This window comes from Bosea vestrisii (assembly GCF_030144325.1).
Lineage (GTDB): Bacteria > Pseudomonadota > Alphaproteobacteria > Rhizobiales > Beijerinckiaceae > Allobosea > Allobosea vestrisii_A.
Window position 1 is genome coordinate 4495653 of record NZ_CP126307.1, and the last position, 19781, is coordinate 4515433.

Below are 19781 nucleotides of genomic sequence, written 5' to 3' on the forward strand. Positions count from 1 at the left end.
AGCAGGAGCGCTACTGCGCCTCCAGCACCAGCTCCAGCGTCATCAGCACCGGATTCTCGCCGCGCTGGAGAGCGCCTTGTGCCATGCCGCCGGTATAGTCGACCAGCGCGATGGCGAGTGCGGCTTCCGGCTTGCCGTCTTCGCCTGGCGCGACATGGCCGGCGGTGATCGCGATCTCGGTGGCGAAAGGCTCGATGACGCGCTCATCGGCAAAGCGGGCGCCGATGGTCGAGCCGACGCCGCCATGGATGATCGCCTGCGTAATGCCGCGCTCGGCGCAGAACCCTTCCAGGGTGGTGAAGACGTCGCGGTTCGGCCGCAGCCGCAGCACGAAGAAGCGACCTCCAGTTTTCGCTCCGCCGCTCTGGCGTTCGGCCGGCATGAACAGCTTGAAATTCGTCTCCGGATCATGGCCTGCGACGAAGCCGGCACCCTCCAGCCCAACCGCATCGACGCTGATCGGCTCGGCCAGGAAACTCTGATCCGGCAGGATATGACCGCCATTATGCCTGCCATCCGCCTCGCGCCAGAGCGCGTGGCCGTGGAAGAATGGCGCGCCGTCGCGCTCGCCGAAGGTCAGGGCTCCGGTCTCGATCCGGGTCACGCCATCAGGCCGGAAGGTCTCGCTGTAGAAGGCGGCGTGCTCCGGCGTCGCCGAAAGCGCCGGCATCACATAGGCGAAGGGCGCGAGCGCCAGCCCGGCCGGCAGGCGCAGCACGCCGCTGGAAAAACCCTGCGCCGCGAAGGCCTCGGCGATCGCGTCGAGCAGCAGGCCGGGTTTCAGCTCAAGCGTGAGCTTGCGGCCGCGTCCTTCGAACCACTGGATGCGCTCGGGTTCGGCCGGTCCCGGCTGCTCGATTCTTCTCACGCTGAGGCTCCCGGCGCCCTGATGAAATCGAGCAGGCCGCGCTTCTCCAGCTCGTCGCGCACCAGCCGCTTGGGCACCTTGCCATAGCCGGATTTCGGCAGCTCCTCGAAGAAGAAGAAGCGCTTCGGCATCTTGTAGCGTGGGATCTTCTCGGCGAGATAGTTTGCCAGCTCATTTTCATCGATATGACCGCGCGCGACGCAGACCGCGACGCCGATCTCGCCCCAGACCGCGTCGGGCACGCCGAGCACGGCGGCCTCGGCGATCGCCGGATGGGTCAGGAGCTTCTCCTCGATCTCGCGCGGATAGATGTTGGAGCCGCCGGAGATGTACATGTCGGAGGCGCGGCCGGTGATGTAGACGAAGCCCTGCTCGTCCATATGGCCGAGATCGCCGGTACGGAACCAGCCATTGCGGAAGGATTTCGCATTGGCCTCGGGGTTCTCATAATAGCCGGCGAACACCGCCGGGCCTATCACGCAGATCTCGCCGGTCTCGAAGGGCTTGAGCTCCTCGCCCGCATCGTTCTGGATCGCGACCTGGATGCCGGTACGCTCGACGCCGCAACTGCCGATGCGCGCTTCTGGCCCGTCCTCTTCCGCGTGCAGATAGGTCGGCAGCACGGTGATGTTGCCGGTGACCTCGCCGAGGCCGAAATACTGCACCAGCACCTTGCCGAGCTTCTTCAGCGCCGTCTTCTGATCCTCGCGATACATCGGCGCGCCGGCGTAGATGACATGGCGCAGGCTGGAGTGATCGTGCTGGTCGACGGCCGGATGCTCGACCAGCATCTTCAGGATCGTCGGCACCGTGAAGATGTTGGTGACCCGGTGCCTCTCGATCAGCCGGAAGGCCTCGTCGATGTCGAAGCGCTCGGTCGGCAAGAGGATCGTCGGAGCGCCGCGAGCCGACAGCACGAGCTGATGCACGCCGGCGCCATGCGAGAGCGGGGCTACGACCAGCGAGGCGTCCTGCTCCGTCGAGCCCGGCACGAGGTCGGCGAGGTGATTGGTCACCACGAAGCCCATCTGGCCATGGGTCAGCACCGCCGCCTTGGAGCGGCCGGTGGTGCCGGAGGTGAAGAAGAACCAGCAGGGATCGTCGCGGTCGACGACCGCATCGGGCACATGGCTGCCCTGATGCGCGGCGATCGCCTCGGTCAGCGTCGTCTCGCCGAAGGAGCCCGGGCCGATCCGCCAGATGAACTCCAGCGCATTGCTCTCCTTGGCGACGGCCGCGGCGTGATCGGGGAAATCGCCATGGCAGAGGAAGCCCTTGGCGCCCGAGGAGGTCGCGAGCCAGGCGACCTCGTCCGGCATCAGCCGGAAATTGGTCGGCACCCAGACGGCGCCGAGACGGAAGGCGGCAAACATCGAGACGAACATCTCGTCGCAGTTCTTGGAGTGGACGAGGATGCGGTCGCCCTTGCCGATGCCGCGGGCGGACAGTGCGGCGCAGAGCGCGTGCGCGGCCGCGTCGAGCTCGCCCCAGCTCCATTGCCGCTCGCCCCAGATCAACCCGGGTCGATCACTAAAGCGGCGGGCATTGCGCGTCAGGAAATGCGCGAGGTTCATCACCCGCGTCGTCATGGGCTTTTGCCCGCCCGCCGGGCCGGCGCCTGTTGCGCTCGTCGTCATGGCGTCGTCTCCGCTGTCCTGATCTCGTCTTGCGCCGGCTTGCCCTGCCGCCGGGCGAGCATGGCGGCGATCCTGTGCTCGACCTGCCGCGCCTCTTGACGCAGCAGGGTGGCGAGCTCCTCCTGCCGCTGCGGCTGCATGCGTGAATCGATCGCGGCGATGCTGAGCGCACCGGCAACGCGCCCATCCGGATAACGAACGGCGACGCCGATGCCCCAGGAGTTCGCGACGATACGCCCCGGGTTGAGCGCAAAGCCCTGAGCCCGCGCCAGCGCGATGTCGGTGATGAGCTGGGCCGGCGCATAGGCCGGGTAGCGCGCGGCGAGGACAGCGCGGTTGGCCTCGATCATCGCCGTAGCCTCGATGTCCGGGATCAGCGCCAGCATGGCGAGCGAGCCGGCGCCGACCCCGAGCGGGTGCTGGTCGCCGGCCTGCAAGGCATGGGTGCGCACCGGCCAGGTGCCTTCCTCGCGATGCAGGCAGATGGCGAAGCGGTCGCGCCGGATCGAGAAGAAGCTGGTGTCCTGCGTCGTGTCGGAGAGCTCCCGCAGGCTCTCCATGGCGAGGTCGAGCAACCCGTGGCGCTGGCCCGAGAGCAGGCCGAGCACGAAGGCCTCCTCGCCGAGATGGTAGCGCCGCGTCCGCGCCTCCTGCTCGACCAGCCCGGCCCGCATCAGCGCCAGCAGCAGGCGCCGGACGGTCGGCTTGTTCAGCCCGCTGTTCTCGACGAGCTCGCTGAGCGGCAGGCCGGATGCCGTCTCACGGCCAACGAGCGAGAGCAGTCGCAGCGCGCGGTCGACGCTCTGCGAGCCTGACAGATCGGGCGTCGGCACAAGATCGGGCTGCATGTCCTCCGCCGTATTGGGTCCATGATGCGGACCTCTCTTCTGCTTTAAAGGTGTAGATGGCCGCGCCAGTGATTGCAACAATGGCTGATCCGTGTATGTTCCAGGCGGAACGAGCGAGCTAAATCGCCATAATGTGGACCCTTGCGATCGGCGATGCCGACGCGATGGGCGGATGGGAGGAGCGGCCCTTATGGCCGAAACAAGCACGAGCGCAGCCGCCGGCGCGCATGCCAGCGATGGCGTCGCCGCGGTCCTGGAGAGCCTCGACCACACTCCGAAGCGTGTCGGCTCGGCGCTGGTGCGCCCGCTCGAGGTCATCGCCGCGATCCTGCTCGTCGCCATCGTCACATTGCTGCTCGCCGGCGTGACCTCGCGCTATGTCCTGTCGATTCCGGTGGTCTGGATCGACGAGGCTGCCTCGATCTGCTTCCTCTGGCTCGCCATGCTGGGCGCCGCCATCGCGATCGACCGCAACGAGCACCTGCGCCTGACCTTGTTCGTCGGCATGCTGCCGGAGCGCCTGCGCGGCCTCGTCCATGCCTTCGGCCTGCTCGCGGTCGCGACCTTCCTCGCGGTGATGACCTGGCCGGCGATCGACTATGTCATCGAGGAATCCTACGTCACCTCGGCGGCGCTCAACATACCCTCGAGCTACCGCGTCTCGGCCATCGCCTTCGGCATCATCGCCATGCTGGCGCTGGTGCTGACCTATGCGGTGCGCACCTGCACGCTGCGCGACCTCCTGATCTCGGCGGCGGTGATCGGTGTCGTCGCGGCAGCCTTCTTCCTGCTGACCCCGGTGTTCAAGACGCTGGGCTACGTCAACATCGTGATCTTCCTGCTCGGCGTCGTCGGCCTCTGCCTCTTTGCCGGCATCCCGATCGCTTTCTGCTTCGGGCTGGGCGCGCTCTGCTTCCTGTCGTTCAGCACGACCGTGCCGATCTTCGTGATGATCGGGCGCATGGACGAGGGCATGTCGAGCCTGATCCTGCTCTCGGTACCGATCTTCGTTCTGCTCGGCTGCGTTCTCGACGCTACCGGCATGGGCAAGGCGATCGTCGATTTCCTCGCCTCCATGCTCGGCCATGTCCGCGCCGGCATGTCTTATGTGCTGCTCGGTTCGCTCTTCCTGGTTTCCGGCATCTCCGGCTCCAAGGTCTCCGACATGGCGACGGTGGCGCCGGCGCTGTTCCCGGAGATGAAGCGGCGCGGTTACCAGCCCAAGGAGCTGATCGCGCTGCTTTCGACCGGCGCCGCCATGGCCGAGACCGTGCCACCCTCGATCGTGCTGATCGTGCTCGGCTCGGTCGCCGGCGTCTCGATCGCCGGGCTCTTCACCAACGGTCTCGTCGTCGCGACCGTGCTGTTGCTCGTGCTCGCGATCCTGGCGCGCTGGAAGGCGCGTGGCGAGATGCTCAAGGGCGTGCGCCGTGCGCCGTTCGCGGTGATCTGGAAGACCGCGCTGATCGCGGCGCCCGCCCTTGTCCTGCCCTTCCTGATCCGGAGCGCCGTCGGCGGCGGCGTCGCCACCGCGACCGAGGTTTCGACCATCGCCGTGCTCTACGCGCTGATCGTCGGCATTGTGCTCTATGGCGGTATCAGTTGGCGCACCTTCTACGGCATGCTGGTCGAGACCGCGGCGCTCTCCGGCGCGATCCTGATGATCCTGGGCACCGCCTCGGCGATGGCTTGGGCGCTGACCCAGACCGGCTTCGCCCGCGATCTCGCGACGGCGATGTCGCATTTGCCCGGCGGCTGGATCAGCTTCATGGCGGTGACGATCGTCGTCTTCATGATCCTCGGCTGCGTGCTCGAGGGTCTGCCGGCGATCGTGCTGATGGCGCCCTTGATGTTCCCGATCGCCAAGAGCCTCGGCATCAACGACATCCACTATTCGATGGTCGTCGTCACCGCGATGAACATCGGCCTGATGACGCCGCCGGTCGGCATCGGCTTCTACATCGCCTGCAAGATCGGCAATGTCGAACCGGACGAGGCGATGGGCGCGATCTGGCCCTATCTGCTCGCGCTGCTCGCTGGCCTCGCCATCATCGCCTATGTCCCGTCCTTCTCGACGATGTTCCTGTGATGGATCGAGTCAGTTCGCCGACTTCCCCCGTGAGCCCTCATCCTGAGGAGCAGCCTTCAGGCTGCGTCTCGAAGGATGCTCCAGTTGTCTCCGGAGCCTCCTGGAGCATCCTTCGAGACGCCGCTGCGCGGCTCCTCAGGATGAGGGCTGAGTTGGGACATGCCGGCTTGGCATGGCCGCCCACCATCGCGATCAGTTGTCCATGCGGTATGTGCCGCGCAGCATGAGCAAAACACCTTGGCGTGTCCGCACGAGGCCGCGCTGACCAATGAAGAACCTTCAGGGAGGAAAGACCATGTCGATCTCACGCCGCACGATCCTGCAGGGCGCCACTGCCGCCGCCACGATCGGGACCTTCTCGATCGCCCGCGCCCAGACGCCTGAGTTCACCTACAAATACGCCAACAACCTGCCGCTGGCGCATCCGATGAACGTGCGCGCCGCCGAGGCGATGGAGAAGATCAAGGCCGAGACCAATGGCCGGGTCGTCATCCAGATCTTCCCGAACAACCAGCTCGGCTCCGACACCGACATGCTGAACCAGGTCCGCTCCGGCGGCGTCGAGTTCTTCACGCTGTCGCCGCTGATCCTGTCGACGCTGGTGCCGAACGCCTCGGTCAGCGGCATCGGCTTCGCCTTCCCGGATTATGATTCCGTCTGGAAGGCGATGGATGGCGAGCTCGGTGCTTATGTCCGCGGGCAGATCGCCAAGGCGAACCTGCACGTCCTCGACAAGATCTGGGACAACGGCTTCCGCCAGATGACCTCGTCCAAGGGCCCGATCACGAGCCCGGCCGACCTCAAGGGCTTCAAGATCCGCGTGCCGGTCTCGCCGCTCTGGACCTCGATGTTCAAGGCCTTCGACTCGGCCCCGGCCAGCATCAACTTCGCCGAGGTCTATACGGCGCTGCAGACCAAGATCGTCGACGGCCAGGAGAACCCGCTCGCGATCATCGCGACCGCCAAGCTGTTCGAGGTTCAGAAGTACCTCTCGCTGACCAACCATATGTGGGACGGCTTCTGGTTCCTGGCCAATCGCCGCGCCTGGGACCGGCTGCCGCAGGACCTGCGCACCATCGTCGCCAAGAACATCGACGCCGCCGCTTTGCTAGAGCGTGCCGACGTCGCCAAGCTCAATGCCGGCCTGCAGGCCGAGCTGACCTCGAAGGGCATGGTCATCAACCCGACCAAGGCCGACGAATTCCGCGCCGCGCTGCAGAAGGCCGGCTTCTACGGCGAGTGGAAGGGCAAATACGGCGACGAGGCCTGGGCGATCCTGGAGAAGGCGGTCGGCGGCAAGCTGGCCTGATCCAAGTCAGTCTCGATTGATCGTTGCGGCGCGCCTCAGGCGCGCCGCAAGCGTTTCAACCACCCTTCTTCGCCGTCTTGCCCGGGTCGCTGAAATCGAGCTGCTTCTGCAGTCCGAGCTGGACCACGAAGGCCGGCACCGCTTCGAGTCCAGTATCCTTGGTCTTGCGCCAGCCGGCCGAGGCGGTCGCGGTCATGCCGTTGCCGAGGCCGCGCGCATAGTCGAGGCCGATGCTGGCGGTGCGCGTCGTCGAGTCGAGCCCGAGATAATCCTCCAGCTTCTGTCTGATGGTGAGGGAGAGCGCGTTGGTGTCGTTGAAGCGGGCGGTGAGCTTGCCCTCGTGCTGGGTGACGAGATTGACCACCGCAAAGGGCAGGGTGGTGTCCTCGACGGTGCGGCCCGACGACAGGTCGAGCGTCAGCCATTCATAGGGAACGCGCAGCTTCGCCGTATAGAGCAGCTTCTTCTCGTTCTCGAACTCCTTGTCCGGGAAGATGATCTGCAGCGGCGAGAGCGAGGCCTCGAACGTCGCTCCCTTGAGCGCCGTCGAGACGAAGAGATTGGGCTGCAACCGGTAGTTGTCACGGCGCATGCCGAGATAGTCGGTGCCGTTGGTGAAGCGCGTGCGTGACGCCATGAACGACACACCGATCTCGGTCTCGCTTTGGCGCCAGGCGATACCCGGCGTGATGCCGAGCGTGGCGAGGTTCTCGTCCTGAGGCAGGAAATCGCCGCTGGCGAAGACGTTGCGCTCGTTCAGCGCGGCGAGTCGGGCTTCGGCGTTGGCGAAGAGCCTGATGGAGCCGAGGCTGAGATTGAGCCGCTCGCGCCAGGTCAGGCTGCTGCGGCGGCGCGACCAGGTCTGCTCGTTCTCGAGCGCCAGCGAGGATTGCAGGGTGAGGTTCTCGCCGATCCCGGTGGCGTGCTTCAGCATCAGCGTATGCAGCCGGCTGGCAGCGAGCTGGCGCGGATCGTACTGGGTGTCGACCAGGAGAAGGTCGAGCCCGTAGCCGTCCTGCACCGTGCCGCGCAGATAGTTCCAACTCGCAAAGCCGGTCAGCGTCGGGCTGCCCTTCTCGCCCTTGCTGTTGGTCGGGCTGGAATCGAAACCACCGCGCAGGCCGACCACCGCCGTCGAGACCAAACTCTCCTCCGCTTTCTCTCCGGCCGTCGCCGGAGGGGCGCAGAGCAAGGCGCAGCAAAGCGCGAATACCGTACGGACAGGACGCATGATATCACCCCTCTCAGACAAAGATAGGTGATCATGCCTAACGGCCAGTTAATTCAATCAAGATGTTGCTGGTAGTTCAAAGAATAGGTCTAGTGTAATACATTGAAACCGAGGTAATATTGGCTTCTGTATTCAAGCGCTCTCCGGTTAAGGCTAGCAAGTATGGTTAACAATGCGTTCAGATTGTGCTCAAAGTAAAACACAACCATAACGTGCATATCGCTTCGATACCCGGAGCGAGTGCAGGGAGAGAAAGATGAAGTACGCAATTGTTCTTGCCTCGATCGCTGCCTTTTCCGTCACCCCCGCCTTCGCCGGCAGCAAGGGCGGCCGCGGCGGCGGCCTTCTCGGTGGACTGGTCACCTCGGTGGCCTCGGTCACGACTGCCGTCTCGAACGTCAAGGTGCTCAACAACGTCTCGGTGCTGAGCGGCAACGGCATCCTGAACGGCAACCGGGTCAGCGTCGGCCGTGGCGGTATCGGCATCGGCAATGGCGGGCACGGCTGCGGCTGCAACTGAGACCTGAGGAGAGCCAGGCCGGTCGATGACACCAGCCCGGAGGAAGAGAGGAGCGAGCGCCGCTCCTCTCTTCTTCACGGCATTCGAGAGTTGTCTACCTGCCGACCGGTAGGATAAGCTATGCGGAGACATGGGAGCATGCTGGCGGCGATGGACAATTTCGATGCAGCTGGCGGCGGGACCCTCCGCTCGCCCTATTTCAGCGAGGAACACGAGGCGCTGCGCGACCAGTTGCGCCGCTTCGTCGCGAGCGAGGTCAAGCCGCACGGGCTCGCCTGGGAAGAGGCCGGCATGGTGCCGCGCGAGGTGCTGCGCCGCATGGGCGAGCTCGGCTTCCTCGGCATCCGCTACCCGGCCGAATATGGCGGCTCCGAGCTCGACACGCTCGCCACCGTTGTGCTGGCCGAGGAGCTCGGCCGCTCGACCTTCTCGGGCTTTGCCATCACGGCGCTCGTCCACACCGACATGGCCTCGGTCCATGTCCTCCATGCCGGCAGCAAGGAGCAGCGCGACCGCTGGCTGCCCGACATCATCGCCGGCAAGGTGATCTGCGCCATCGCCGTCACCGAGCCCGATGCCGGCTCCGACGTGAAGGGCATTCGCACCTCGGCGCGGCGCGAGGGCGATTCCTACGTGCTGAACGGCGCCAAGATGTTCATCACCAATGGCGTCCACGCCGATCTCTACTGCGTCGCCGCCAAGACCGATCCGTCGGCGAAGCCCCTCGCAGGCGGTCTCGATGTTCCTGGTCGAGAAAGGCACGCCGGGCTTCCGCGTCGGCCGCGCCCTCGACAAGCATGGCTGGCGTTCCTCGGACACTGCCGAGCTGATCTTCGAGGATTGCCGGATTCCCGCCGAGAACCTGCTCGGCGGCGAGGGACGCGGCTTCTACGCGATCATGCGCAACTTCCAGAACGAGCGCACCGTGATCGGCGCCATGGCGATGGGCGAGGCGCAGGCCGCGATCGAGCTGACGGTCGACTATGTCCGCACGCGCATGGCCTTCGGCGCGCCGCTCTGGGACAAGCAGGCGATCCGCCAGAAGCTCGCCATGCTCTCCGCCAAGGTCGAGGCCGGGCGCCAGCTCGTCCACCATGCCGCCTGGCTCGATGCCAGGGGCTTCGACGCGACGCGCGAGGTCTCGATGGTCAAGGCTTATTGCGGCGAACTGGTCAACGAGGTCATGTACGCCTGCGTCCAGTTCCATGGCGGCATGGGCTTCATGCGCGAGAGCGCGATCGAGCGCATGGCCCGCGACGCACGCGTCCAGGCGATCGGCGGCGGCGCCACCGAAGTCATGCTCGAAGAGGTGGCGAAGCGCCTGTGACGGTCGTGACGGGACGCAGCGAGCGGGCGGAGCTGGCGGGCGGCGCACGCCGCCTCATCCTCGATCATGCTGCACGTTTGCTGCGCAGCAATGGCTATCACCAGACCAGCCTGCGCGAGATCGCCGAAGCCGTCGGCATCCGCAAGGCCAGCCTCTACCATCACTTCGCCTCGAAGGAGGAGATCGTCGAGGCGGTGGTCAATGACGGTGTCCGCTTAGTCCACGAGGCCGTGGCGGCAGCGCTCGCCGCCGCCGGCGAAACCGATCCGCGCCGCCGGCTCGCAGCGGCGATCGCAGCGCATTTGTCGGCACTGCACGGCCATTCAGACTACACCTGCGCCAGCATCAAGGTCTTCAGCTTCGGCGAGAACCCGACGCCGGAGAGCGTCCGGCGCATGCGGCGCGACTATGAGGATGTCTGGCGCTTGCTGATCGAGGAGCTCGCCGGCACGGGCGCGCTCGCGGCGGGGGCCGCGCCGGAGCGGCTGCGCCTCTTCCTGCTCGGGGCAATGAACGGCTCGGTCGACTGGTATCGCGAGGGGCGCTTCGATATCGACCAGCTTGCGGATGAACTCGCGGCGCTGGTCGCGCCGATCAAGGTCGGCGGAGAGAGCTAGCCAAGACTATTGGCCAAGACAGCTGGCCATTTCACCTTAACCTCGCTTTGACCAGCGCCGGGTGACGGTAGGCCATGACGCGCGACGGCCTGTTTCGATTCGGTGGTGAATTCCGCGATTCCCTCCGGGAGGTGGCGTTCCGCGATGCGCGTTTTGCCGAAATGCTCCGGCAGTGCCGCCTGATCTTCCTGATCTCGGCGATCCTCAACACGCTCTTCCTCGCCAGCGACTGGCGCTTCCACGGCACGCCGCATTTCTTCGTCGCCGTGCCGGCACGGCTCGCGGTCGTCTTCGCCTCGCTGCTCTGCTTCGCACTAGTGCGCCGAGCGACGCGGTTCTCGCAGGCGCAAGGAGTGCTGATCGGCTGGGAGGTCACGACCGCCCTCGCGGTCGCGCTGCTGGTGTCCTCGCGCAGTGATCTCGCGCTCTTCGTCGTGCTGATGCTGCCCTCGATCTTCTATCTGGTGGCGCCGACGGCCTTTCGCTGGAGCATGGTCCTGGGTGTCGGTTGCAGTGCTCTGATGCTCGCCGGCTACCTTGGTCGCGGGCCGATGCCCACGACCTTGCCGGGCCTGATCCTCGTCCTCGTGATGCTCAATTTCGCGCTCGGGCTGGTAGTCGTCCACGGCAACCGCCTGCGCCGGCTCGAATGGGCGGCGACGCAGGCCGAGCGCCAGGCCAAGGACGAGCTCGTCGCCAGCCAGGCGATGATCGAGCGCATCTTCATGGCTGTGCCGATCCCGCTCATCGTCACCTCGCGCGAGGAGGGCCGCTTCCTGCGCGGCAACGATGCAGCAAAGCGCTATTTCGGCGAGGAGGTCACGCAGGCACAGGTCCAGGACATCCTGCTCGATGGCGGCAACAGGCGCATGATCGCCCGCTTGCTGCATGAGCAGGAGCAGATCAAAAGCCATGAGGCGAAGGTCCGCGACGGCAGCGGCGCCGTGCGCGACGTCCTGATCACCGCGACGACGCTGCCGATCGGCGAAGCACCGGCAGTCGTCGCCGGGATCGTCGACATCACCGACCGCAAGGCGGCCGAAGCGCGGACCCGCCTGCAGGCGACACATGATGCGCTGACAGGCTTGCCGAATCGGCTGCTCTTTGGCGAGCGCCTGCAGCGGGAGCTGGCGCGCATGGCGCGCAAGGGCGGCGCGGTCGGGCTCTTCCTGATCGACCTCGACGACTTCAAATCGGTCAACGACACGCTCGGCCACGATGCCGGTGACGCGCTGCTGATTCAGGCGGCGGCGCGGCTTTCCGCAGCGATCGGCCCGGAGGACTTTGTCGCCCGTCTCGGCGGTGACGAGTTCATCGTGCTCTCCGCCGAGCGGCTGACGGCGGCGCAGGCCCTGGCGAAGGGGGAGCGGCTGATCGAGGTGCTGCGCCAGCCCTGCGAACATGCCGGGCAGACGATCGCGACGCGGGCGAGCCTCGGCCTTGCGTTCGCGCCCGAGCATGATCGGGATGCCGTCGAGCTGATGAAGGACGCCGATCTCGCGCTCTACCGGGCCAAGGCGAACGGCCGCAACATGGCGATCGTCTACGAGCCGGCGATGCGGGCCGCGATGGCGCGCCGCGTCGCCGTCTGCCAGGGGCTGGCCGGCGCGCTGAAGGAGGAGCGCATCCTGCCCTTCTACCAGCCGCAGGTCGCGCTCGACACCGGCCGGATCATCGGTTTCGAGGCGCTGGCGCGTTGGCGCCATGCCGAGCGCGGCATCATCCCGGCCGCCGCCTTCCAGGAAGGTTTCAGGACGCCGAGATCGCCAACGGGATCAGCGATGCGATCATCGCTGCGGCGGTGAGCGATCTCAGGCGCTGGCTCGACGCCGGCCTTGATGTCGGGCACGTCCATGTCAATCTCGCAGCGAGCGTCTTCCGCGACCCCGCGCTGCCGGAGCGCCTGCTCGGTCAGCTGGTAGCCGCCGGTGTGCCGGCCGATCGCTTCGGCGTCGAGGTCACCGAGACGGTGCTGCTCACCCGCAATGCCGATGAGGCCGAGCGCACGCTGAAGACGCTGCGCGCCGCGGGCCTGCGCGTCGCGCTCGACGATTTCGGCACGGGCTACGCCTCGCTGACCCATCTCAAGCGCTTCCCGGTCGATGCCCTCAAGATCGATCGCGGCTTCGTCAGCCATGTCGCCGAAGGGCGCGGTGACGCAGCGATCGTGCGGGCGCTGATCCAGCTCGCGGCCGATCTCGGTCTCGATGTCGTCGCCGAGGGGGTCGAGACTCTCGAGCAGGAGGCCTTCCTGCGCGAGCATGGCTGCCGCTTCGCGCAGGGCTACCGCTATGCCAAGCCAGCGCCTGCCGGCCGCGTGCCCTGGCTGTTGCAGCTGCCGGACCTGTTGCCGAAGAACGGCGCCATGCATGGGGATAGTGCCGCTGCCTGAGCCGGCGCACTGGTCGCGGCGCGGTTTTCGTGGCGCTATGCGCGCTTCCGGATCAAAGCCACGAGCCTTGCATGCGCGCCTTCTACCATCCCGACCAGTCGAAGCACGATCCGCAGCAATATATGCGCTTCGGCCAGATCGTGGCGCCGAAGGACCTGCCGGAGCGGACCGAGCGGCTGCTCGGCGCGCTGGCCAAGCATGGCGTCACGCCGGAGCGTCCGGCCGAGCACGGCACCGGCCCGATCCTTGCGGTTCATGACGAGGGCTTTGTTCGCTTCCTCGAAGGGCTGTGGGCGCGCTGGCTTGCCCTGCCCGAGCGTGGACCCGAGGCCTGGCCCAACACCTTCCCCTATTGGAGCGGCCGTACCGACGAGGATGTCCGCCCGCCCTGCCGGCCGACCGGGATCATGGGCCAGCTCGGCTGGTATCTCGGCGACCTCTCCGTGCCGGTCGGCGAGCATTGCTGGCTCTCGACCTTGCGCTCGGCCGAGACGGCAGTCTCGGGCGCCGAGGCGATCCTCGCCGGCGAACGCGCCGTCTATTCGCTCTGCCGCCCCTCGGGGCATCACGCCCGCGCCGACCGCGCCACCGGCTTCTGCTATCTCAACAACACAGCGATCGCGGCGCAGCGCCTGCGCAGCAAATTCGGCAAGGTCGCGATCCTCGATGTCGACGCTCATCACGGCGACGGTACCCAGCAGATCTTCTATCGTCGCGACGACGTGCTGACGATCTCGGTCCATGCCGATCCCGTCAACTACTACCCCTTCTTCACCGGCTATGAGGACGAGCGCGGCAATGGGGCAGGGGACGGCTTCAATCTCAACCTGCCGCTCGCCCACGGCGCTGCCGGCGCCGAGATGGAAGCGGCGGTCGACCGCGCCGGTCGCGCCATCCGCGAGTTCGGCGCGGAAGCCCTGGTGATCGCGCTCGGCTACGACGCCCACAAGGACGATCCGATCGGCGTGCTCAAGCTCGAAGCTGCCGATTTCGGCACGATCGGCGAGCGGGTAAAGGCGCTCGGCCTGCCGACCTTGGTGGTGCAGGAGGGGGTTACGCGATCGAGGCGATCGGCGATTGCCTCGACGCGTTCCTGGGTGGATTCAAGTGATGCCCCTTCTCCCCTCGGGGGAGAAGGTCCCGGCAGGGGGATGAGGGCGGTGTGACTGGATGAAGAAAAGGGCCGCTTGCGCGACCCTTCCCTCATCCGACCCAGCTTCGCCGGGCCACCTTCTCCCCCGAGGGGAGAAGGAAGGTTCCGCTATTCCGCGGCCTCGCGACGCGGCAGCACCCAATCCGGGCGGACCCAGTGGCAGGTGTAGCCGGCCGGATAGCGCTCCAGATAATCCTGGTGCTCCGGCTCCGCCTCCCAGAAATCGCCTTCGGGCTTCAGTTCCGTGGTCACCTTGCCCGGCCAGCGCCCGGAGGCGTTGACCTCGGCGATCACCTCCTCGGCGGTCTTCTTTTGCGCCTCGTCGACATAGTAGATGCCCGAGCGATAGCTGGTGCCGAGGTCGTTGCCCTGGCGGTTCAGCGTCGTCGGATCATGGATCTGGAAGAAGAACTCCACCAGTTGGCGGTAGCCGATCTTGCCGGGATCGAAGGTGATCTCGATGCCCTCGGCATGGGTCCCGTGATTGCGATAGGTCGCATTCTTCACGTCGCCGCCGGTGTAGCCGACCCGGGTCGTCTCGACGCCGGGGAGCTTGCGGATCAGGTCCTGCATGCCCCAGAAGCAACCGCCTGCGAGTACAGCACGTTCCGTCATGTCAAACCTCCTTGATCCCGCCGAGATAAGCATCGAAGCCTGAGTTCGCCATGGCGTCGCATCAGGTTACGGCTGGCAAGGCTGATCGCCTTGATTCCTCCCTTCCCCCTTGTGGGGAAGGGTATGGGGATGGGGGCGAGCGACCGGGTGATCCGGGACTTGTAGAAGCGGATCAGCCTGGTTCCCGGCGAATTCGCTTCGACTTTACGCCCCCCACCCCGACCCCCTCCCCACAAGGGGGAGGGGTTTCTCGCGCCTCTTCCGTACTACGCTCAGATCACCGCCTCGATCAGGAACGGCCCTTTCCGGCCGAGCGCGCCCTTGAACAGCCGGGTGAACTCCTCGGCCGTCGTCGCCCGTCCGGCCTCGACGCCCATGCCCTTCGCCATCGCGACCCAGTCCAGCGCCGGCTCGTCGAGGTTGAGCATCAGCTTGGCGTTGCGGCCGAAATCGTTGACGCCGACCGCCCGCATCTCGCCGTGCAGGATCTGGTAGGTCCGGTTGGCGAAGACGACGGTGATGACATCGAGGTTCTCGCGCGCCTGCGTCCACAGGCCCTGCACCGTGTACATGCCGGAGCCGTCGGCCTGCATGCCGATGACCTTGCGGTCCGGGCAGGCGACGGCCGCGCCGACGCAAAGCGGGATGCCTTCGCCGATCGCGCCGCCGGTGAGCTGGATGTAGTCGTGCTGCGGCGCGCCATGGCAGTCGTAATAGAAGCTGCGGCCCGACGAGACGGATTCGTCGCAGATGATCGCGTTCTCCGGCAGGAGCCGTGCGACGATGGTACAAACCTTGTCGGCATCGAGCGCGCCGGTCGGCAGCGCCTCGCTTTGGGCTTGCGGGGCGGCGATGAAGGCGGGCGGTGTCGCCTTGGCCGAGAGCGCGTCGGCCAGCGCCTCGATCGTGCTCGGCAGGTCGTCGCCGGGCACGGCCAGTTGCTCGACGCGGCAGCCTTCATGCACGAGCCGGCCTGGCTTGCCCGGATAGGCGAAGAAGCCGACCGGCACCTGGGCGCCGATCAGGACGAGCAGGTCGATGTCCTTGAGCTGCTGCAGCGCCATGTCGATCGGGTAGAACACCTTCGGGATGGCGACGCGGCCGACGCCGCGCTCGATCCGGCCGTTCGACATCTGCGCGAAGATCTGGGCACCGGTCGCCGCGCAAACACGCGCCGCCATCGCCATCGGCCCCTCGCGCAGCGCCGAGCCGGTCAGCATGATCGCCGCGCGCGGCCCATGCTTGCGCAGCAGGCCGGCGACCTCGCGGATCAGCGCCGCATCGACCTCTCTCGGTGCCGGCACCGGCGTGGGCTTCAGCTCCGCCGGCTCGACGCTGCCCCAGGCGCAATCGGCCGGCAGGATCACGGTGGTGACACCGGGCAGGCTGAGCGAAGCGGCATAGGCTTCCCCGATCGCCGGACCGACATCCTCCGGCGAGGCGATGCGGCGCACGAACTGCGACATCGGCCGGGCCAGGCTCTCGATGTCGCTGGTCAGCGGCGCATCATGCTGCAGGTGGTAGGTGGCATGGTCGCCGACCACGTTGATCATCGGCGTCCAGGCGCGCCTGGCGTTGTGCATGTTGGCGAGCGCATTGGCCATGCCGGGCCCGCAGTGAAGCAGCGTCGCTGCCGGCTTGTCGGCCATGCGGGCATAGCCATCGGCCGCGCCGGTGACCACGCCCTCGAACAGGCCGAGCACGCAGCGCATCTGCGGCTTGCGGTCGAGCGCCGCGACGAAGTGCATTTCGGAGGTGCCGGGATTGGCGAAGCAGACATCGACATCGTTGACCAGCAGCGTGTCGCACAGGCGGTCGGCGCCATTCATCCGGAAGAACCTCTCGATAGCCATGGCGTTTCGCGCCGATGATCCGAGGGGACGGGATCGCTCCTGCGGTGTCAAACAAGAGAATGTCATTGCTTTCCCAAGCGGCGTTGATCAGCGCGCGCTCCGCCCGGCCGGGATCGGCCGGGCGAGCAGAGTTCGCGCAAAGCCAATTAGCGCAGCGCCTTGACGGAATTGCATATGCATTTAACGTGATTTGGAACGAAGCTTGCTTTATCGGGCACGATCGGGCTGCGATGGCCGGGGTGTCCGCTGCGAGCGGAAACAAGAGGGGAGTGGGTTCGTCATGACAGTTGTGAAGCGTATCGGGGTAGCCGCTGGGATCGGCCTTGCGGCTCTCATCGCCGCGGGCGGCGCGCAGGCGCAGACCAAGGTCAATGTCGGCATCTCCGGCTGGACCGGCTTCGCCCCGCTGGTGCTCGCCAAGGAGGCCGGCATCTTCGCCAAGAACGGCCTCGACGTCTCGATCAAGAAGATCCCGCAGAAGGACCGCCACCTCGCCATCGCCTCGGGCGACATCCAGTGCGCTGCGACCACGGTCGAGACCTGGATCGTCTGGGACGCCGCCGGCATCAAGACCAAGCAGATCTTCCAGCTCGACAAGAGCTATGGCGCCGACGGCATGGCGGTGCGCAGCGCCACCGGCTCGATCAAGGACCTGAAGGGCAAGACGGTCGCAGCCTCCGCTCCCGGCACCTCGCCCTATTTCGCCCTGGCCTGGATCCTCAAGGAGAACGGCATGTCGGTGAAGGACGTCAGCGTGGTCAACATGGAGCCCGGCCCGGCGGCGCAGGCCTTCATCGCCGGCCAGAACGACGCCGCCATGACCTATGAGCCCTATCTCTCGGCGGTGCGCGAGAAGCCCGATGCCGGCAAGATCATCGCCACCACGCTCGACTACCCGATGGTGATGGACACCTTCGGCTGCACCCCGAAATTCCTCGCCGAGAACGATGCGGCCGCCACGGCGCTGACCAAGAGCTATTTCGAGGCGCTCGCGCTGATCAAGGCCGACAAGGACAAGGCCTACGGCATCATGGGCGCCGATGTGAAGCAGACCGGCGAGCAGTTCGGCAAGTCGGCGAACTTCCTGCGCTGGTCGGACGCCGAGGGTAACAAGGCCTTCTTCGCCGGCGAGTGGCAGGCCTTCACCAACAAGGCTGCCGACCTCCTGCTCGAGATCGGCCTGATCAAGGCCAAGCCCGACATCACCACGCTGGTCGACACGAAGTACGTCGCCGGCAAGTGACTGATCACGTCCTGCCGGACGTGCTGGGGCCAGGCTTGCGCGTCGTCTTCTGCGGCACGCAGGCCGGCAAGGCGTCAGCCTTGTCCGGCCAGTACTACGCGGGGCGCGGCAACAAGTTCTGGTGGGTCATTCATGCGATTGGTCTTGTGCCGGCGAAGCTGGCGGCATCCCAATTCCGCGAACTTCGATACTACGGTGTTGGCCTTACCGATGTTGCCAAGCTGACGTTTGGACCGGATTCCTCACTCCGTTTCTCTCATTTCGATGTCGCCGGTTTTCACGCACGGATGGCTTTGAACTTACCTCGTATGATTGCTTTCAATGGCAAACGCGCAGCGTCCACGGTGCTCGGCCAGCAAAGTGCGCAACTTGGGTTTGGACTGCAGCCGCAGCGTTTGGCCGGAGTTGACGTGTTCGTTCTGCCCTCGACCGCTGGACTAGCTTCTCGTTACTGGTCGATCGAACCCTGGCGTGAACTCGCCGCTCTCGCGAAGGAAGCGAGCTTCTGACGATGAAACCACTCCAGCCCGTCTCCGCCGGCGCCCGCGTCGGCTACGGCATCGCCTTCTTCGCGCTCTTCGTCGCCGTCTGGTCCGTCGCGACCTTCGGCGGCTATGTGCAGAGGCTCTTCCTCGCCGATCCGCTGACGATGGTCGCCGAGGGCTGGAACCTGCTCGTCAACCACGGCTTCCTGTTCGACATCGGCATGACGATCTGGCGGGTGCTGGGCGGCTTCGTCCTGGCCGTGGTCCTGGCGTTGCCGTTCGGCATCCTGATGGGCGCCTACAAGCCGGTCGAGGCTTTCCTCGAGCCCTTCGTCTCCTTCGCGCGCTACCTGCCGGCCTCGGCCTTCATCCCGCTGCTGATCCTCTGGGCCGGCATCGGCGAGACGCAGAAGCTGCTCGTCATCTTCATCGGCTCGTTCTTCCAGCTCGTGCTGATGATCGCGGTCGCGGTCGGCGGCATCCGGCGCGATCTGGTCGACGCCGCCTATACGCTGGGCGCGAGCGATCCTTCCGTGGTGCGCCGCGTGCTGCTGCCCAATGCCGCGCCGGAGATCGCCGAGATCTTCCGCCTCGTCCTCGGCTGGGCCTGGACCTATGTCATCGTCGCGGAATTGATCGGCTCGTCCTCCGGCATCGGCCACATGATCACCGACAGCCAGGCGCTGCTGAACACCGGGCAGATCATCTTCGGCATCATCATCATCGGCCTGATCGGGCTGGTCTCCGATTTCCTCTTCAAGGCGGTCAACCAGCGCCTGTTTCCGTGGGCGCAGGCATGAGCAAGCTCCTGATCGACCAGGTCGGCAAGGTCTTCCCGGCGCGCGGCAAGGGTCAGGCGACGCGGGCGCTGATGCCGACCTCGCTCAGCGTCGCCGACAACGACTTCATCACCATTCTCGGCCCGTCCGGCTGCGGAAAGTCGACGCTGCTGCGCATCATCGGCGGGCTGGAGACGGCGAGCGAAGGCAAGATCCTGCTCGACGGCGCGCCCGTCACCGGGCCGGGCGCCGATCGCGGCTTCGTCTTCCAGAGCTATACGCTCTTCCCCTGGCTGAATGTGGCCCAGAACATTGCCTTCGGCCTGCGCGAGAAGGGCGTGCCGGAGCGCGAGCGGCTCGGCATCGCCCGCGATTGGGCGCAGCGCGTCGGGCTCGCCGGCTTTGTCGACCATTTCCCGAAGCAGCTTTCGGGCGGCATGCAGCAGCGCACCGCGATCGCCCGTGCGCTGGCCAATGACCCCAAGATCCTGCTGCTCGACGAGCCCTTCGGCGCGCTCGACAACCAGACCCGCGCGCTGATGCAGGAGATGCTGCTCGGCATCTGGGAGCGCGAGCAGAAGACCGTGCTCTTCGTCACCCACGACATCGAGGAGGCGATCTTCGTCGGCTCGCGCGTCGTGGTGATGAGCGCCAGGCCCGGCCGGATCAAGGCCGACATTTCGGTCGAGCTGCCCCATCCCAGGCCCTATACGATCAAGACCTCGCCGGAGTTCGTCGCCCTGAAGGAGCGGCTGGTCGAGGAGATCCGGGTCGAGGCCGTGCTGGCGGCTGAGGGGCACTAGCGACTGCAGCCA

At 66.3% G+C, this 19781-nt stretch carries 18 protein-coding genes and 1 pseudogene; 13 read left to right on the forward strand and 6 right to left on the reverse strand.

Annotated features, from left to right (window positions below):
• Positions 1 to 10: 10 nt before the first annotated feature.
• From QO058_RS22105 to QO058_RS22115, 3 genes are read right to left on the reverse strand one after another with little or no spacing between them, the layout of a single operon-like run.
• Complete coding sequence (locus tag QO058_RS22105) at positions 11 to 868, reverse strand: PCC domain-containing protein (protein WP_284168379.1); 858 nt, start codon at positions 866 to 868, stop codon at positions 11 to 13.
• A complete protein-coding gene (locus QO058_RS22110; protein ID WP_284168380.1) occupies positions 865 to 2505 on the reverse strand; it encodes an acyl-CoA synthetase in 1641 nt (546 codons plus the stop codon). The genes QO058_RS22105 and QO058_RS22110 overlap by 4 nt, the downstream gene beginning before the upstream one ends.
• Complete coding sequence (locus QO058_RS22115) at positions 2502 to 3353, reverse strand: IclR family transcriptional regulator (RefSeq protein WP_284168381.1); 852 nt, start codon at positions 3351 to 3353, stop codon at positions 2502 to 2504. The genes QO058_RS22110 and QO058_RS22115 overlap by 4 nt, the downstream gene beginning before the upstream one ends.
• Before the next feature lie 190 nt (positions 3354 to 3543).
• Here QO058_RS22115 and QO058_RS22120 point away from each other — a divergent pair, with 190 nt between their 5' ends.
• Positions 3544 to 5442 (forward strand): TRAP transporter large permease, encoded by a 1899-nt coding sequence (locus QO058_RS22120; RefSeq protein WP_284168382.1) that lies wholly within the window; start codon positions 3544 to 3546, stop codon positions 5440 to 5442.
• Positions 5443 to 5737: 295 nt separating this feature from the next.
• Positions 5738 to 6751 carry a TRAP transporter substrate-binding protein gene (locus tag QO058_RS22125; protein ID WP_284168383.1) on the forward strand — a complete coding sequence of 338 codons (1014 nt, stop codon included), beginning with the start codon at positions 5738 to 5740 and terminating at the stop codon, positions 6749 to 6751.
• Positions 6752 to 6806: 55 nt separating this feature from the next.
• Here QO058_RS22125 and QO058_RS22130 read toward each other — a convergent pair whose 3' ends face one another.
• Complete coding sequence (locus tag QO058_RS22130) at positions 6807 to 7982, reverse strand: hypothetical protein (protein WP_284168384.1); 1176 nt, start codon at positions 7980 to 7982, stop codon at positions 6807 to 6809.
• A 256-nt stretch (positions 7983 to 8238) separates the two neighbouring features.
• On the opposite strand from QO058_RS22130, the gene QO058_RS22135 reads away from it, so the two are divergent.
• The 7 genes and pseudogenes from QO058_RS22135 to QO058_RS22165 all read left to right on the forward strand — a co-directional run bounded on the left by QO058_RS22135 (position 8239) and on the right by QO058_RS22165 (position 14004).
• Positions 8239 to 8502 carry a hypothetical protein gene (locus QO058_RS22135; protein ID WP_126113652.1) on the forward strand — a complete coding sequence of 88 codons (264 nt, stop codon included), beginning with the start codon at positions 8239 to 8241 and terminating at the stop codon, positions 8500 to 8502.
• Positions 8503 to 8652: 150 nt separating this feature from the next.
• Positions 8653 to 9156 (forward strand): annotated as a pseudogene (locus tag QO058_RS22140) (acyl-CoA dehydrogenase family protein); the annotation flags it as partial.
• Between the two features lie 85 nt (positions 9157 to 9241).
• Positions 9242 to 9829 (forward strand): acyl-CoA dehydrogenase family protein, encoded by a 588-nt coding sequence (locus QO058_RS22145; RefSeq protein ID WP_284168386.1) that lies wholly within the window; start codon positions 9242 to 9244, stop codon positions 9827 to 9829.
• Positions 9826 to 10446 (forward strand): TetR/AcrR family transcriptional regulator, encoded by a 621-nt coding sequence (locus tag QO058_RS22150; protein WP_284172990.1) that lies wholly within the window; start codon positions 9826 to 9828, stop codon positions 10444 to 10446. The genes QO058_RS22145 and QO058_RS22150 overlap by 4 nt, the downstream gene beginning before the upstream one ends.
• Before the next feature lie 74 nt (positions 10447 to 10520).
• Positions 10521 to 12251 carry a putative bifunctional diguanylate cyclase/phosphodiesterase gene (locus tag QO058_RS22155; protein ID WP_284168387.1) on the forward strand — a complete coding sequence of 577 codons (1731 nt, stop codon included), beginning with the start codon at positions 10521 to 10523 and terminating at the stop codon, positions 12249 to 12251.
• Positions 12248 to 12838, forward strand: coding sequence for an EAL domain-containing protein (locus QO058_RS22160; RefSeq protein WP_284168388.1), 591 nt, complete (start codon positions 12248 to 12250; stop codon positions 12836 to 12838). Before QO058_RS22155 ends, QO058_RS22160 begins: the two co-directional genes overlap by 4 nt.
• Before the next feature lie 71 nt (positions 12839 to 12909).
• Positions 12910 to 14004 carry a histone deacetylase family protein gene (locus QO058_RS22165; protein WP_284168389.1) on the forward strand — a complete coding sequence of 365 codons (1095 nt, stop codon included), beginning with the start codon at positions 12910 to 12912 and terminating at the stop codon, positions 14002 to 14004.
• Positions 14005 to 14099: 95 nt separating this feature from the next.
• Here the strand turns inward: QO058_RS22165 and msrA are convergent, their stop codons facing one another.
• Both msrA and QO058_RS22175 read right to left on the reverse strand, forming a co-directional pair.
• Complete coding sequence (gene msrA, locus QO058_RS22170; protein ID WP_284168390.1) at positions 14100 to 14606, reverse strand: peptide-methionine (S)-S-oxide reductase MsrA; 507 nt, start codon at positions 14604 to 14606, stop codon at positions 14100 to 14102.
• Positions 14607 to 14878: 272 nt separating this feature from the next.
• The gene (locus QO058_RS22175) at positions 14879 to 16435 is read right to left on the reverse strand and encodes an acetolactate synthase large subunit (RefSeq protein WP_284172991.1); all 1557 of its coding nucleotides are present in this window, start codon (positions 16433 to 16435) and stop codon (positions 14879 to 14881) included.
• A gap of 313 nt (positions 16436 to 16748) precedes the next feature.
• Here QO058_RS22175 and QO058_RS22180 point away from each other — a divergent pair, with 313 nt between their 5' ends.
• The 4 genes from QO058_RS22180 to QO058_RS22195 are packed head-to-tail and all read left to right on the forward strand — an operon-like array spanning position 16749 to position 19769.
• A complete protein-coding gene (locus QO058_RS22180) occupies positions 16749 to 17702 on the forward strand; it encodes an ABC transporter substrate-binding protein (protein WP_284172992.1) in 954 nt (317 codons plus the stop codon).
• Positions 17699 to 18211, forward strand: a complete 513-nt coding sequence (locus tag QO058_RS22185; protein WP_284168391.1) for a mismatch-specific DNA-glycosylase — start codon at positions 17699 to 17701, stop codon at positions 18209 to 18211. The genes QO058_RS22180 and QO058_RS22185 overlap by 4 nt, the downstream gene beginning before the upstream one ends.
• A 2-nt stretch (positions 18212 to 18213) precedes the next feature.
• Positions 18214 to 18987 carry an ABC transporter permease gene (locus QO058_RS22190; protein WP_284168392.1) on the forward strand — a complete coding sequence of 258 codons (774 nt, stop codon included), beginning with the start codon at positions 18214 to 18216 and terminating at the stop codon, positions 18985 to 18987.
• Positions 18984 to 19769, forward strand: coding sequence for an ABC transporter ATP-binding protein (locus QO058_RS22195; RefSeq protein WP_284168393.1), 786 nt, complete (start codon positions 18984 to 18986; stop codon positions 19767 to 19769). Before QO058_RS22190 ends, QO058_RS22195 begins: the two co-directional genes overlap by 4 nt.
• The last annotated feature ends 12 nt before the right edge of the window (positions 19770 to 19781 follow it).